Origin of the sequence: Streptomyces sp. CY-1, from assembly GCF_047218265.1 — a bacterium.
Taxonomy (GTDB): Bacteria; Actinomycetota; Actinomycetes; order Streptomycetales; family Streptomycetaceae; genus Streptomyces; species Streptomyces niphimycinicus.
On record NZ_CP178393.1, the window covers coordinates 5,773,298 to 5,785,540 of the forward strand.

The 12,243-nt window shown below is 73.3% G+C and carries 11 protein-coding genes; 3 read left to right on the top strand and 8 right to left on the bottom strand.

The genetic code is table 11. From position 1 onward, the window contains the following. Positions 1–157 precede the first annotated feature (157 nt). Complete coding sequence (locus ACK1X7_RS24795) at positions 158–1,204, top strand: hypothetical protein (protein ID WP_385138754.1); 1,047 nt, start codon at positions 158–160, stop codon at positions 1,202–1,204. Between the two features lie 408 nt (positions 1,205–1,612). Here ACK1X7_RS24795 and ACK1X7_RS24800 read toward each other — a convergent pair whose 3' ends face one another. Next, complete coding sequence (locus ACK1X7_RS24800; protein WP_385138751.1) at positions 1,613–2,143, bottom strand: GbsR/MarR family transcriptional regulator; 531 nt, start codon at positions 2,141–2,143, stop codon at positions 1,613–1,615. A 101-nt stretch (positions 2,144–2,244) separates the two neighbouring features. Here ACK1X7_RS24800 and ACK1X7_RS24805 point away from each other — a divergent pair, with 101 nt between their 5' ends. Continuing rightward, the gene (locus ACK1X7_RS24805) at positions 2,245–3,162 is read left to right on the top strand and encodes an ABC transporter ATP-binding protein (RefSeq protein WP_137966720.1); all 918 of its coding nucleotides are present in this window, start codon (positions 2,245–2,247) and stop codon (positions 3,160–3,162) included. After that, positions 3,159–4,811 carry an ABC transporter permease gene (locus tag ACK1X7_RS24810; protein WP_398158421.1) on the top strand — a complete coding sequence of 551 codons (1,653 nt, stop codon included), beginning with the start codon at positions 3,159–3,161 and terminating at the stop codon, positions 4,809–4,811. Before ACK1X7_RS24805 ends, ACK1X7_RS24810 begins: the two co-directional genes overlap by 4 nt. Before the next feature lie 125 nt (positions 4,812–4,936). On the opposite strand, the gene ACK1X7_RS24815 is transcribed toward ACK1X7_RS24810, so the two are convergent. The 7 genes from ACK1X7_RS24815 to ACK1X7_RS24845 form a co-directional block, all read right to left on the bottom strand. Continuing rightward, on the bottom strand, positions 4,937–6,163 hold the full coding sequence (locus ACK1X7_RS24815) for a cytochrome P450 (protein WP_361511865.1): 1,227 nt from the start codon (positions 6,161–6,163) through the stop codon (positions 4,937–4,939). A gap of 135 nt (positions 6,164–6,298) precedes the next feature. After that, the gene (locus ACK1X7_RS24820) at positions 6,299–6,994 is read right to left on the bottom strand and encodes a response regulator (protein WP_216346787.1); all 696 of its coding nucleotides are present in this window, start codon (positions 6,992–6,994) and stop codon (positions 6,299–6,301) included. Further along, on the bottom strand, positions 6,991–8,370 hold the full coding sequence (locus ACK1X7_RS24825) for a sensor histidine kinase (protein WP_413115648.1): 1,380 nt from the start codon (positions 8,368–8,370) through the stop codon (positions 6,991–6,993). Before ACK1X7_RS24825 ends, ACK1X7_RS24820 begins: the two co-directional genes overlap by 4 nt. A 107-nt stretch (positions 8,371–8,477) precedes the next feature. After that, positions 8,478–9,353 (bottom strand): alpha/beta hydrolase, encoded by an 876-nt coding sequence (locus ACK1X7_RS24830; RefSeq protein WP_385138625.1) that lies wholly within the window; start codon positions 9,351–9,353, stop codon positions 8,478–8,480. Between the two features lie 3 nt (positions 9,354–9,356). Then, on the bottom strand, positions 9,357–10,643 hold the full coding sequence (gene kynU, locus ACK1X7_RS24835; RefSeq protein WP_413115649.1) for a kynureninase: 1,287 nt from the start codon (positions 10,641–10,643) through the stop codon (positions 9,357–9,359). Then, positions 10,636–11,553, bottom strand: a complete 918-nt coding sequence (locus tag ACK1X7_RS24840) for a tryptophan 2,3-dioxygenase family protein (RefSeq protein WP_390793776.1) — start codon at positions 11,551–11,553, stop codon at positions 10,636–10,638. Before ACK1X7_RS24840 ends, kynU begins: the two co-directional genes overlap by 8 nt. Before the next feature lie 195 nt (positions 11,554–11,748). Further along, complete coding sequence (locus ACK1X7_RS24845) at positions 11,749–12,162, bottom strand: DUF3151 domain-containing protein (protein WP_201854057.1); 414 nt, start codon at positions 12,160–12,162, stop codon at positions 11,749–11,751. Positions 12,163–12,243: the final 81 nt, after the last annotated feature.

Here is a 12,243-nt window from a genome sequence, read left to right on the forward strand (position 1 = left end):
ACAAGAGCCGTCGAACCGGTGCCCCGGATAGACGAAGCCCCTGGCGCAACAGCGACAGGGGCTCTTGCACCGAGAGATTACCTGAGGAAGGACCGAGGTGTCGGCTCCAGATCCCCGGCCCCCTGCGCCGGACACCGTCCGGGGGCGCCCGCTGCTCATGGTCATCGACCCCAACGCCCGGCGAACGGACGGGGAGTCGGTGCGGATCGCGAAGGATGTGCTCTGTGCGGGCGCGCAGACGAAAATCTGCCTGCCGGACGGCCCGGAGGAGGTCGAGCGGGCACTGGCCCGCCGGGGCGCCCGCCGTCCCGTGCTGGTGGGCGACGACCGCGCCCTGCTGCGGATGGTGGAGCTGCTGCACCGGCGGCGGGAGCTGGCGGACGCGACGCTGTCGGTGGTCCCGGTCGGCGGCTCCGCGACGGTCGCCCTGGCCCATTCGCTCGGCGTGCCGACGGACGCGGTCGCGGCGGCCCGTACGGTCCTCGACGGCACGGCCCGGCCGCGTGATCTGCTGGTGGACGAGAGCGGCGGGGTGGTCCTCGGGGGCCTGCGGATCCCCTCCGGACACGCTCCTTACGGTGCGCATGGGACGCCGGGCGGCGGCTGCGGCGCGGTGGCCGGGCCGGACGGACCGGACGGGCATGACCCGGGCCCGCACGACGGCGGGGCGAGGGGCCGGGACTGCCGCTGCGATCCCTGCGACCGCGACCGCGACCGCCGCCGGGCCGAGGAGGACGGAGACGGCGGCGGGGGCGAGGACGGCGGAGACGGCGGGGGCCCGCCGGGCGGCGATGCGGACGGCGACGGCAACCGGCCGTGGTGGACCCCGGCGGCACGCACCGCCCGTACCGCGCTGACGCTGCTCTCGCTCCCCGTGATCGGGCTGACCGGCGGCGTTCGACGGCCGGCGCATCCGCCGCCGCAGCGGCTGCGGATCGAGGCGGACGGGGTGCTGCTGACCGATCTGGACCGGCCGGTGGAGCGGGTCTCGGTTTCGACGGCCGCACCGGGCGGCGGGCTGGCCGAGGTCGTCGTCCATCCCCACGCGGCGGACGGTCCGCTGCGCACCCGGGCGCGGGCCGTCACCGTCTCCGGCCCGGACTTCCGCTATCACGCGGACGCGCTGATCCGGGGCCCGGTGCGCAGCCGCACCTGGACGGTCCTGGCGGAGGCGTGGTCTCTGATGCTGCCCCACCGCCCTTGAGCGACGCTAGCGCGGCCACGGGGCGCCCGGCACGGAACACGAGGGCCACCGGCACCGGGCGGGCCGCGACCGCCCGGTGCGCCGGGCGTATGCGACCGCCACCGCCACGCGGCCGCGAGCGACCGCCTCCGGCGCCGGACCGGACACGACGCCCACCGGCGCCGGGCCACGGACGACCACCACTGACGCCCGGCCAGAGGCAACCACATCCGGCGCCAGGCCGGACACGACGGATACCGCCGCCGGGCCACGGGCGACCACCACTGGCACGTGGCCGCGGGCGACCGCATCCGGAGCCGGACCGGACCGGACACGACGGATACCCGTGCCGGGCGGGACCGCCCGGCGGCCCGCCCCCGGGCCCGGCGCCTACGGGCCCGGGTGCCGCTCTCGCCGGCGCCCCGGCCGCTACCCCGCCTCGCGCGCCCCGCGCGCCTCCGCGGCGCGGTGCGCGGCCTGCTGGGCGCGCCAGCGCTCCAGCATCCTGGGCAGCTCCTGCTGGACGAATTCGAAGAAGTCGGCGGTCTCGGTGATCCGCAACCCCGCCGGGGTGCCGGGCCCGAGCACCTTCGCGCCGTCCCGCATGGTGCTCTCCCAGCGGGCCATCATCTGGTCGCGCCGGGTCAGGGTCTCGTACCAGACCACGCTATAGAGCCGGTAGCGATCGCGGCGGGAGCCCGGCTCGCGCTCGCGCACCACCATGTCCACCTGGGACAGATAGCGGATCGCGCCCGAGACCGCGGCCGGGCTGATCCGCAGTTGCTCGGCGAGTTCGGCGGAGGTGAGGGCCCCGGCGTCGGAGACGAGAAGCGCCGCGAAGACCCGCGCCGCCATGCGCTGCATACCGCCCTCGGCCAGATCGGCCGCGAACCGCTCGACGAACCTGGACACCGCCGCTTCGTCGCGCGCGTCACCGGGCGCGTCCTCCGGTTCGATCATCTCCCTCACCGCTTCATCATCTCCTCTCTTCGTCACATCATCATAAGTTTATATGGTTCCTTAACTTCACAATTTTGTGAAACTAGCGTAGCTTCGAAATCATGAAAACGGCTATCTCCGTGTCCGGCCTCCACAAATCCTTCGGCCGGACCCACGCGTTGGACGGCCTCGACCTCGAAGTCGAGGCAGGTGAGGTCCATGGCTTCCTCGGGCCCAACGGCGCCGGGAAGTCCACCACCATCCGGGTCCTCCTCGGTCTGCTCCGCGCCGACTCCGGCGCGGTGCAGATGCTCGGCAAGGACCCCTGGCACGACGCGGTCGACCTCCACCGCCACATCGCCTACGTCCCCGGGGACGTCACCCTGTGGCGCAACCTGAGCGGCGGAGAGGTCATCGACCTGTACGGGCGGCTGCGCGGCGGGCTGGACTCCGCACGCCGCGCCGAGCTCCTGGAGCGGTTCGAGCTCGACCCCACCAAGAAGGGCCGTACGTACTCCAAGGGCAATCGGCAGAAGGTCGCCCTGGTCGCCGCGTTCGCATCCGAAGTGGAGCTGCTGATCCTCGACGAGCCCACCTCCGGGCTCGACCCGCTCATGGAGGAGGTCTTCCGGGAGTGCGTCGCCGAGGAGCGCGACCGGGGTCGTACGGTCCTGCTCTCCAGCCACATCCTCAGTGAGGTCGAGGCGCTCTGCCGGAGAGTGAGCATCATCCGCAAGGGCAAGCGGGTGGAGTCCGGCTCGCTCACCGAGCTGCGCCATCTGACCCGTACGTCGGTCACCGCCGAGCTCGCCGGGGAGCCGAACGGCCTGTCCGGCCTCCCGGGTGTGCACAACGTGGACATCCAGGGCCGCCAGGTCAAGCTCCAGGTCGACACCGACAAGATGGACGCCGTGCTGCGCCAGCTCACCCAGGCCGGGGTGCGCAGCCTCATCTCCACCCCGCCCACCCTGGAAGAGCTCTTCCTCCGCCACTACCAGGACGACATCTCGCACACGGAAGCCGAGGCGATCGTCCGATGACCGCCGTAGCCGACGCCCGGGTCTCCCCCCGCACCCGCGGATCGGCCCGCGATCTGGCCGGCACGGGCACGCTGCTGCGGCTCGCCCTGCGCCGCGACCGGATCATGATGCCGGTGTGGGTGCTGTGCCTGGGGCTCACGGCCAGCAGCACCGTCGGCCGTCTGAAGAGCGCGTACGACACCCCCACCCGGCGCGCCGACCTCGTCCACGACATGAACGGGAACGGGTCGACACGGGCCCTGTTCGGCGCCGCCTTCGACGATTCGCTCGGCGCGCTCACCGTCTGGCGGGTGGGTGCCTTCCTCACGGTGTTCGCCGCGATCATGAGCCTGCTGATCGTGATCCGGCACACCCGTGAGGAGGAGGAGACCGGCCGTCAGGAGGCGCTCTCCGCCGGCATGGTCGGCCGCCGCGCCGGTCTCACCTCGGCCCTGCTCGCCGTGGGCATCGCCAACGGCGCGGTGACCCTGCTCATCGCGGGCAGCCTCGCGGGCCAGGGCGGCACCGGAGCGCTCGCCCTCGGCCTCGCCGTCGGCCTGTCCGGTATGGCCTTCGGCGGTCTGGCCGCCGTCGCCGCCCAACTCACGGAGAACGCACGGCTGGCCCGGGGCCTGAGCTCCGCCGCGGTCGGTGTCGCCTTCGTGCTGCGCATGGCGGGTGACGCCGCCGAGGACGGCACCAAGGGCTCCGGCCATGTCCTGGTCTGGCTCTCGCCGCTGGGCTGGGCCGAGTACGCCCGGCCGTACGGGGGCGAGCGGTGGTGGCCGCTGCTGCTGATCGCCGTGCTCGCCGCGGCCTCGATCAGCCTCGCGTACTCCCTCGCGGGCCGTCGCGACGTGGGCGCCAGCTTCTACGCCAGCCGTCCCGGCCCGCCGGCCGCCGGGCCACTGCTGAACGGCGTCTTCGGCCTGGGCTGGCGGCTTCAGCGCGGTGCCCTGCTCGGCTGGGCCGCGGGCTTCGTCTTCGCGGGCGCCATCTTCGGATCCATCTCCGACGGTGCCGACGACTTCCTCGGCGACAGCAACCAGACCCGCGACATCATCCAGCGGATGGGCGGCGCCCAGGGGCTCAACGACGCGTTCCTGGCCGCCATGGTCGGCGTCCTCGGCACCATCCTCGCCGTCTACACCGCCAGCGCCGTGCTGCGGCTGCGCAGCGAGGAGACCGACCAGCGCGCCGAGCCCCTGCTGTCCAACGCCGTGGGCCGGCTGCGCTGGGCCGGGAGCCATCTGGTCATCGCCTACCTCGGCCCGGTCGTCATCCTCGCCATCGGCGGTCTGGCGCTCGGCCTGGGGTACGGCGTCGCGGCGGGCGATCTGGGCGACCAGCTCGGCCGCTGTATGGGTGCCACTCTCTCCCAGCTTCCGGCGCTGTGGGTGCTCACCGGCGTGACGCTGTTCCTCGTGGGCGTGCTGCCGAAGTACTCGGCCGCGGCCTGGGCCTTCGTCGGCTGGGTGGTCGCCCTGGGCTGGATGGGCCCGGCGCTGGAGCTGTCCGATTCCGTCATGAACACCTCGCCCTTCAGCCATCTGCCGAAGCTGCCGGGCGATGAGGTGACGGCCGCGCCGTTCCTGTGGCTGCTGCTTCTCTCGGTCGTTCTCGCCGCCGGAGGACTGGTGGGTCTGCGCCGCCGTGACATCGGCGGCTGACCCCCGTCGGCCCGCCATACCCCGGCAACCGCCCCCTGTTGTCCACAGGCTGTGGACAACAGGGGGCCCTTTCGTCTGCGTCGTCTGCTGTCCACAGTGTCTGCTGGCCGGCCGCCGTCGTCCGCTCAGAGCTCGACCAGCAGCTCCCGCAGCCCGCGGATCACGAAGTTCGCCTGCGGCTCCGGCTCCTTGACCAGCCGCATCCCGGGCGCCTTACGGAGCAGCGCGCCGAAGGAGGCGGCGAGCTCCAGCCGCGCCAGCGGGGCGCCGAGGCAGTAGTGGATCCCGGCGCCGAAGCTGACATGGGGGTTGTCGGCACGGGAGAGATCGAGGGTGTCGGGGCGGTCGAAACGGGCCGGGTCGCGGTTGGCCGAGCCGAAGAGCAGGGCGACCTCGCTGCCGCGCGGGATGACCGTGCCGTCGACCTCGATGTCCTCCAGCACCCAGCGCTCGAAGAGCTGTAGCGGGGTGTCGAAGCGCAGGAGTTCGTCCACGGCGGTGGGCAGCAGCGCGTCCGGGTCGGCGCGGAGCCGGGCAAGCTGCTCGGGGTGGCGGAACAGCGCCCACCAGCCGTTGCCGGTGGAGTTGACCGTGGCCTCATGGCCCGCGTTGAGCAGCAGCACACAGGTGGAGATCATCTCCTGCTCGGTGAGCCGGTCGCCCTCGTCATGCGCGGCGATGAGCCCGCTGATCAGATCGTCCCCCGGGGCCTTGCGGCGCGCGCCGATCAACTCGCGCAGATAGCCGGAGAATTCGAGCGACGCGCGCACCGCCCGGCGCGCCGTCTCCTCGCTCGGCCCCAGCTCGTACATCCCGCAGATATCCGCCGACCAGGGCCGTAGGGCGGGGCGGTCGGCCGGTGGAATGCCGAGCATCTCGGCGATGACGGCGACCGGCAGCGGTTCTGCGACGGCCGCGATGAGATCGCCGCCGCCCGAGGCGACGAGGGAGTCGACGAGTTCGTCCGCGAACCGCCGGATCGTCGGCACCAGCGCCTCGACCGTCCGCGGGGTGAACGCCTTGGAGACGAGCCGCCGCAGCCGGGTGTGGTCCGGCGGTTCGAGATCGAGCATGCCGTGGTCGTTGAGGGTGTGGAACGGCTCGTGCTCGGGCGGCGGCGCGGTGCGGCCGAACTCCTCATGGCTGAAGCGGTGCAGATAGGTACGGCCGAGGCGGCGGTCCCGCAGCAGGGCGCTGACATCGGCGTGCCGCGGGATCAGCCACTGACGGGAGGGCTCGAACCAGTGCACGCGGCCGCGCTCGCGCAGCGCGGCGTACGCCGGATACGGGTCCGCGACGAACGAGGGCCGCCATGGGTCGAAGGCGGGGGCTTCCGCGCTGCTGCTGCTCATCCCCGGACGGTACCGCCGAGGCCCGCGCGGCCTCCAGGGCATGGCGGCCGGCCTCGGGGGCCGCTCAGCCTTCGGGGCCGCTCAGCCTTGGGGGCCGCTAGCCTCCCCCGACCCGCGCAGCCTCCGGGGGTCTCCTCAGCCCCCAGGGGTCACCAGGCGGGCCTCGTACGCGAACACCGCCGCCTGGGTGCGGTCGCGCAGCCCCAGTTTCACCAGGATCCGGCTGACATGCGTCTTCACCGTCGACTCGGCGACGATCAGCCGCTCGGCGATCTCGGCGTTGGAGCAGCCCTGGGCGACCAGCACCAGGACCTCGTTCTCCCGCTCGGTCAGCTCGGCCAACCGCCCCTGCGGGGAGGGGAGCGGGCCACCGAGCCCGGCGGCCTCCCCGATCCGCGAGAAGGTGGTGATCAGACGCTTGGTGACGGTCGGCGCGAGCAGCGCCTCGCCCGCCGCGACGACCCGTACCGCCTCGCCGAGCTGACGGGCGGAGGCGTCCTTGAGCAGAAAGCCGCTCGCTCCGGAGCGCAACGCCTGGTAGACGTATTCGTCCAGGTCGAAGGTGGTCAGGACGAGCACCTTGGCGTCCGCATCCGCCGCGACGATCTCCCTTGTGGCCTCGAGGCCGTTGAGCTCCGGCATCCGGATGTCCATCAGGACGACATCGGGGCGCAGGGCGGCGACCTGGGCGATGGCCTGGCGCCCGTCGACCGCCTCGCCGACGACCTCGATATCGGGCTGGGCGTTCAGCAGCACGGAGAAGCCCTCGCGGACCATCACCTGGTCGTCGGCGATCAGCACGCGGATGGCAGGGGTGACATCGGTCGTCATGGCTTCATCGTCCCTGTTCCCGGGGCGGGCCCCGGCTGCGGGGGCGTTGCGGGGTCCGGAGTAGAGGCGTCCGCCTCGGGGATGGTCGCGGCCGGGATGAAGACCGCGACCTCGTAGCCGCCGTCCTCCTCCACCACTCCCGCCGTCATCTCCCCGTTCAGCATCGCCACCCGCTCCCGCATCCCGAGCAGCCCATGGCCCATGCCAGGCGAGGGGCGTACGGGCTGGGTGGGCGGGCCGTTGACGATCCGCAGGCCCAGACCGCCGAGGACGTACGCGATCTCGACGCGGGCGGTGGATCCGGGGGCGTGGCGCAGCGCGTTGGACAGCGCCTCCTGGACGATCCGGTAGGCGGACAGCTCCACACCGGAGGGCAGCGGGCGTACGGCCCCGGTGATGACGTGCTCGACGGTCAGCCCCGCCGCCCGGACCCCCGCGAAGAGCGTGTCGAGCGTGGCGAGGGTCGGCTGGGGCGCCTCGGGGTCGGCGTCGGCGTAGGCGTCGGGGTCCTCGGCGCGGACGACGCCGAGGACGCGGCGGAGTTCGGTGAGCGCGGCGACCGCGTTCTCGCGGATGGTCGCGAAGCTGGTGGCCAGCTCCTCGGGCGGGTTCGCCACCCGGTAGGGCGCGGCCTCCGCCTGGATGGCGATCACGGACATATGGTGCGCGACGACATCGTGCAACTCGCGGGCGATGGTGGCGCGTTCCTCCAGCAGGGTGCGGCGGGAACGCTCCTCGTAGGTGGCCGACTGCTGCACGGCGACCTGCTCCTTGGTCTCGCGCAGACTGCGCCGGGCCACCACGGCGCCCACGATGACGCAGGAGGTGACCACCATGGAGAAGGCGTTCGTGGGCCGCGCATTGATACCGAGTTCACAGGCGAACCCGAACCCGGCCGTGAGCAGCAGCATCCGCCCGGCCACCCGCGGGCGGTTCTGGGTCGCGACGATCACCATCACCGCGATGTGCGACGCGAAGAGGGTCGTCGGCCAGGGCCACATGCTCCCCCCGTACGTGTCGGCGATGCCCAGGCCCCAGACGAGGCTCGCCGCGAACGACAGCCACCAGGCGCCGATCGGCCGGTAAAGCGCCAGCAACAGCGGCACACCGCTGAGCAGGGCCAGCCCTACGCTCTCGGTCTCGCCCGCCACGGCCATGAGATAGAAGGCGAGGGCCCCGATCGCGGCCTGCGGCAACCACGGCGCGTACGGCCGCACCGCCCGGGGCATCTTCCGCACCAGCGGATGCGTGGCGGCCAGCGGCGGCACCGGGCGGAAGGCGAAGGCCCCGGTGATCAAGTCCTTCCGCGAATTGGACAACGCCCGGCGGATGGTGCGGATTTCGGTCCGCGGAATCGTCTGGGTCACGCCGTCCACGGTAGAGAGCGCCTGCGGCGCCGTCGTCCCCGGGAATGTGGATTGTGCGGCGTCCGCCTCAAGTACTACGCGGTGGGGTGGGCGCGCTACGGCCGACGGTGCCCCGACTACCCTGCCGGGCCCGCCCCGGCCACGTGGGTGATTTCCTCGGCGACGGTGTGGGCGGCCGGTGTGGTGGGGTCGATGGGCGGGAAGTGTCCGCCCTCCGTTCCGACCAGCCGGACGGCCTGCCCGGCGCGGGTCGCGGCGGTCGCGAAGGCGTCCGCGACCGCCGGTGGGACGTCGATGTCGGTGCCGCCCTGCACGATGGTGGTGGGGATCGCGGTGGGCAGCAGTGCGGCGGGGTCGGCGAGGGCGAGTCGGGCCGTCAGTTCATCGCCGTCGCCGCGATCTTCGCCGAGCAGTTCGCCCACGGCGCCGGAGCAGACGTCCAGCGCACGGGCCGTGGCGAGGTCCGCGATGGGGGCGAGGGCGACGACACCGCGGAGCGGGGAGGGGGCGGGCAGATGCCAGGGAGTGCCGGACGGCAGCCGGTGCCGGGCCGCCGCCCACAGCACGGCGTGCCCGCCCGCGGAGTGCCCGGTGAGCACCACGCGGTCCGGGTCGACCCCGGGGAGCCCGAGCTCCCTGGCGAGGCCCGGCACCGTATCCACGGCGGCCGCGATGTCGTCGAACGTCTCCGGCCACCGCCCCGCCCGCGCGGGTTCCGCCCCGCCGCGGCGGTATTCGACCGACGCCACCGCGAGCCCCCGCCCCGCCAGGAAGGCGGCGAAGGGCGACACATGGCGGCGGTCGTAGGGGGCGCGCCAGGCGCCGCCGTGGAAGAGGAGGACGAGCGGGGCGGGGCGGGCGGCCCCGCGCGCCCCGTGCGGAAGGTAGAAGTCCGCCATCTGGTCCGGGTGTTCGCCGTACGCGGCGGTCCGGTCCGGGGCCACGGGTGTGAGCCCCAGGAGCGACGTCTCCTCGGCCGCTGCCCCGCCCATCGGTCAGCCCTCCTTCGGCAGCACGTCGGCCAGCACCCGTGCCGCCCGCTCCACCTCGGCGAAGCCGGTGTACAGCGGGGTGAAGCCGAAGCGCAGCACATCGGGGCGGCGGAAGTCGCCCACGACACCGCGCCGCGTCAGCTCCGCCATCACCTCCCCCGCGTCCACGCACCGCAGCGCCACCTGGCTGCCGCGCTCGGCGTGTGCGGTGGGGGTGACGGACTGGACGCGACCGGCCGGGACATGGTCCTCGACACAGCGGAGGAAGAAGTCCGTCAGGGCCAGGCTCTTGGCCCGGACGTCCTCGATCGTCACGTCGTCCCACACCTCGAGGGCGGCCTCCAGCGCCAGCATCGAGAGGATGTCCGGGGTGCCGACGCGGCCACGGGCCGAGCCCTCGGCCGGGGTGTAGGCGGAGGCCATGCCGAAGGGGTCGGCATGCGAGTTCCAGCCGGGCAGCGGCGAGTCGAAGCGGGGCTGATGCGCACGGGCGACATACAGATACGCGGGCGCGCCGGGCCCGCCGTTGAGGTACTTGTACGTACAGCCGACCGCGAGGTCCACCCCATGGGCGTCCAGCCCGACCGGCAGGGCGCCCGCGCTGTGGCACAGGTCCCAGACGACGAGCCCGCCCGCCGCGTGCACGGCGGCCGTGATCCCGGGCAGGTCGTGGAGGCGGCCGGTGCGGTAGTCCACGTGGTTGACGAGCGTGACGGCGGTGCGCGCGCCCACGGCGCCGGGCACGTCGCCCGCCGCCACCGGCCGCAGCGTGCAGCCGGTCATCCGGGCGGCGGACTCGGCGATATAGCCGTCGGTGGGGAAGGTGGCCTCGTCGACCAGGATCTGATCGCGGTGGGCGCCGCGCTCCTGGGCGATCCGTACGGCCGCGACGACCGCCTTGAAGACGTTCACGCTCGTCGAGTCGCCCACGACCATCTGGCCGGGGGCGGCGCCGACGAGCCGGCCGACGCGGTCACCGATCCGCTCCGGCGCGGTCCACCAGCCGCTCTCCTCCCAGGAGCGGATGCGCAGCTCGCCCCATTCGCGGGCCACCGCATCGGCCAGGCGGGGCGGCACGGCACGCGGCAGCGCGCCCAGCGAGTTGCCGTCCAGGTAGATCACGTCGTCGAGGACGAAGGCGTCGCGCTTGGCCCGCAGCCGGTCGGCCGCGTCGAGCGCGGCGGCCTCGTCGCTCAGCGCGGAGCGGGACAGCCGGGTCTCGGCCGGACCGGACTGGGGACTCCTCGGCGCGGCACCCGCCGACTCCGTCGGGATCGTCGCGTCAGACATGGCTGCGCGCCGTCCACAGCTCGGGGAAGACCGTCTTGCCCGCGCGCTTCTCCAGCCAGGCGACCCCGGCCGAGCCGCCGGTGCCGGTCTTGGCGCCCATCGCCCGCCGGGTCGCCACCAGGTGGTCGTTGCGCCAGCGCCACACCAGCTCGGCGACCTCGGTGAGCGCCTCGCCGAGGCGGACCAGCTCACCCTCGCGCGGGCCGGAGTAGATCTCCTCCCAGACCCGCTCCACCCCCGGATCGGGTTCATAGCGCAGGGCGGGATCGCGGTCCAGCACGGCGGCCGGGACGGCGAGGCCGCGGCGGGCCAGATAGCGCAGCACCTCGTCGTAGAGGCTGGGCTCGGTCAGCGCCTTCTCCAGCTCGGCGTGGACCCGCGGCGCGCCCCGGTGCGGGACGAGCATGGACGCGGACTTCTCGCCGAGCAGGAACTCCAGCCGCCGGTACATCGCCGACTGGAAGCCGGAGCCCTCGCCGAGCGCGGAACGGTACGCGTTGAACTGGCCGGGGGTGAGATGGGCCAGCGGCGTCCAGGAGGCGTTGAGCGACTCCAGCTCGTAGGCCGAGCGCTGGAGGGCGGCCATCGCCGTGGGCAGATCGTCCTCGCGCAGCGCCTGCGCGGCGGTCTGCCACTCATGGACGATCACGGTGAACCACAGCTCCATGACCTGGGTGGTGACCAGGAACACCATCTCGCCGGGGTCGTCGGAGAGGGGGCGCTGGAGGTGGGTGAGCACGGACGCCTGGACGTAGTCCTCGTACGGGGTGGTGCCGTCGAAGTCCAGATGGGGGGCCTCGAGCTCGGCCCCGCTCGCGGCGGTCCCGCTCGGGGAGGCCCCACTCGGCGTGGTCCCGCCTGGGGTGGCCTGGGCCGGGGCGGCGTGGTCAGGGACAGGCTGCTGCGACATCGCATCTCCTGAGTACTGCTCGCTACCGGGTAGCGGTCCGCCCCATCCTTTCGGTCTCGGAGCCCCGGTCCCCTCGGGGCCCGCATCCGAAGGGGCCCCGCACCGCATCATCCGCGCCGTACGGACGATCGGCAAGTACGGAAGGGGCCCGTGGGGCGTACGACACCCCACAGGCCCGGTACGTCTCGTTACGTCTCAGGAGAGCGTGTCCGCCGCGGTGGGGGAGCTCTCACGCAGGAAGGTCGAGCAGCGCTCGTACTCCTCCTCCTCGCCGATGGACTGCGCGGCGCGCGCGAGCGCGTGCAGGGCGCGCAGGAAGCCACGGTTGGGCTCATGCTCGAACGGCACGGGACCGTGGCCCTTCCAGCCGCTGCGGCGCAGGGCGTCGAGTCCACGGTGGTAGCCGGTGCGGGCGTACGCGTAGGACTCGACCACCCGGCCGGCCTCGAACGCCTCGTCGGCGAGCTGGGCCCAGGCGAGCGAGGAGGCCGGGTACTTCGCGGCGACCTCGGACGGGGCCGCGCCGGAGGCGAGCAGCTCCCGTGGCTCCGGGTCGTCGGGCAGATGGGTCGGGGGCGGTCCCCCGAGCAGGTTCTCGTGAATGGCCATGGGTTCCAGTCTGCCTGGTCCGGGGCCCCACCCGACACGCTCAAGCCACGTGGTCCGCAGATCGAGGGGCACGTCCCGGGG

What these genes read in the sequence shown, in the direction of transcription:
- ACK1X7_RS24795 (WP_385138754.1), top strand. Translation starts at nt 158, where the DNA reads ATGGTCATCGACCCCAACGCCCGGCGAACGGACGGGGAGTCGGTGCGG.
- ACK1X7_RS24800 (WP_385138751.1), bottom strand. Translation starts at nt 2,143, where the DNA reads ATGATCGAACCGGAGGACGCGCCCGGTGACGCGCGCGACGAAGCGGCG.
- ACK1X7_RS24805 (WP_137966720.1), top strand. Translation starts at nt 2,245, where the DNA reads ATGAAAACGGCTATCTCCGTGTCCGGCCTCCACAAATCCTTCGGCCGG.
- ACK1X7_RS24810 (WP_398158421.1), top strand. Translation starts at nt 3,159, where the DNA reads ATGACCGCCGTAGCCGACGCCCGGGTCTCCCCCCGCACCCGCGGATCG.
- ACK1X7_RS24815 (WP_361511865.1), bottom strand. Translation starts at nt 6,163, where the DNA reads ATGAGCAGCAGCAGCGCGGAAGCCCCCGCCTTCGACCCATGGCGGCCC.
- ACK1X7_RS24820 (WP_216346787.1), bottom strand. Translation starts at nt 6,994, where the DNA reads ATGACGACCGATGTCACCCCTGCCATCCGCGTGCTGATCGCCGACGAC.
- ACK1X7_RS24830 (WP_385138625.1), bottom strand. Translation starts at nt 9,353, where the DNA reads ATGGGCGGGGCAGCGGCCGAGGAGACGTCGCTCCTGGGGCTCACACCC.
- kynU (WP_413115649.1), bottom strand. Translation starts at nt 10,643, where the DNA reads ATGTCTGACGCGACGATCCCGACGGAGTCGGCGGGTGCCGCGCCGAGG.
- ACK1X7_RS24840 (WP_390793776.1), bottom strand. Translation starts at nt 11,553, where the DNA reads ATGTCGCAGCAGCCTGTCCCTGACCACGCCGCCCCGGCCCAGGCCACC.
- ACK1X7_RS24845 (WP_201854057.1), bottom strand. Translation starts at nt 12,162, where the DNA reads ATGGCCATTCACGAGAACCTGCTCGGGGGACCGCCCCCGACCCATCTG.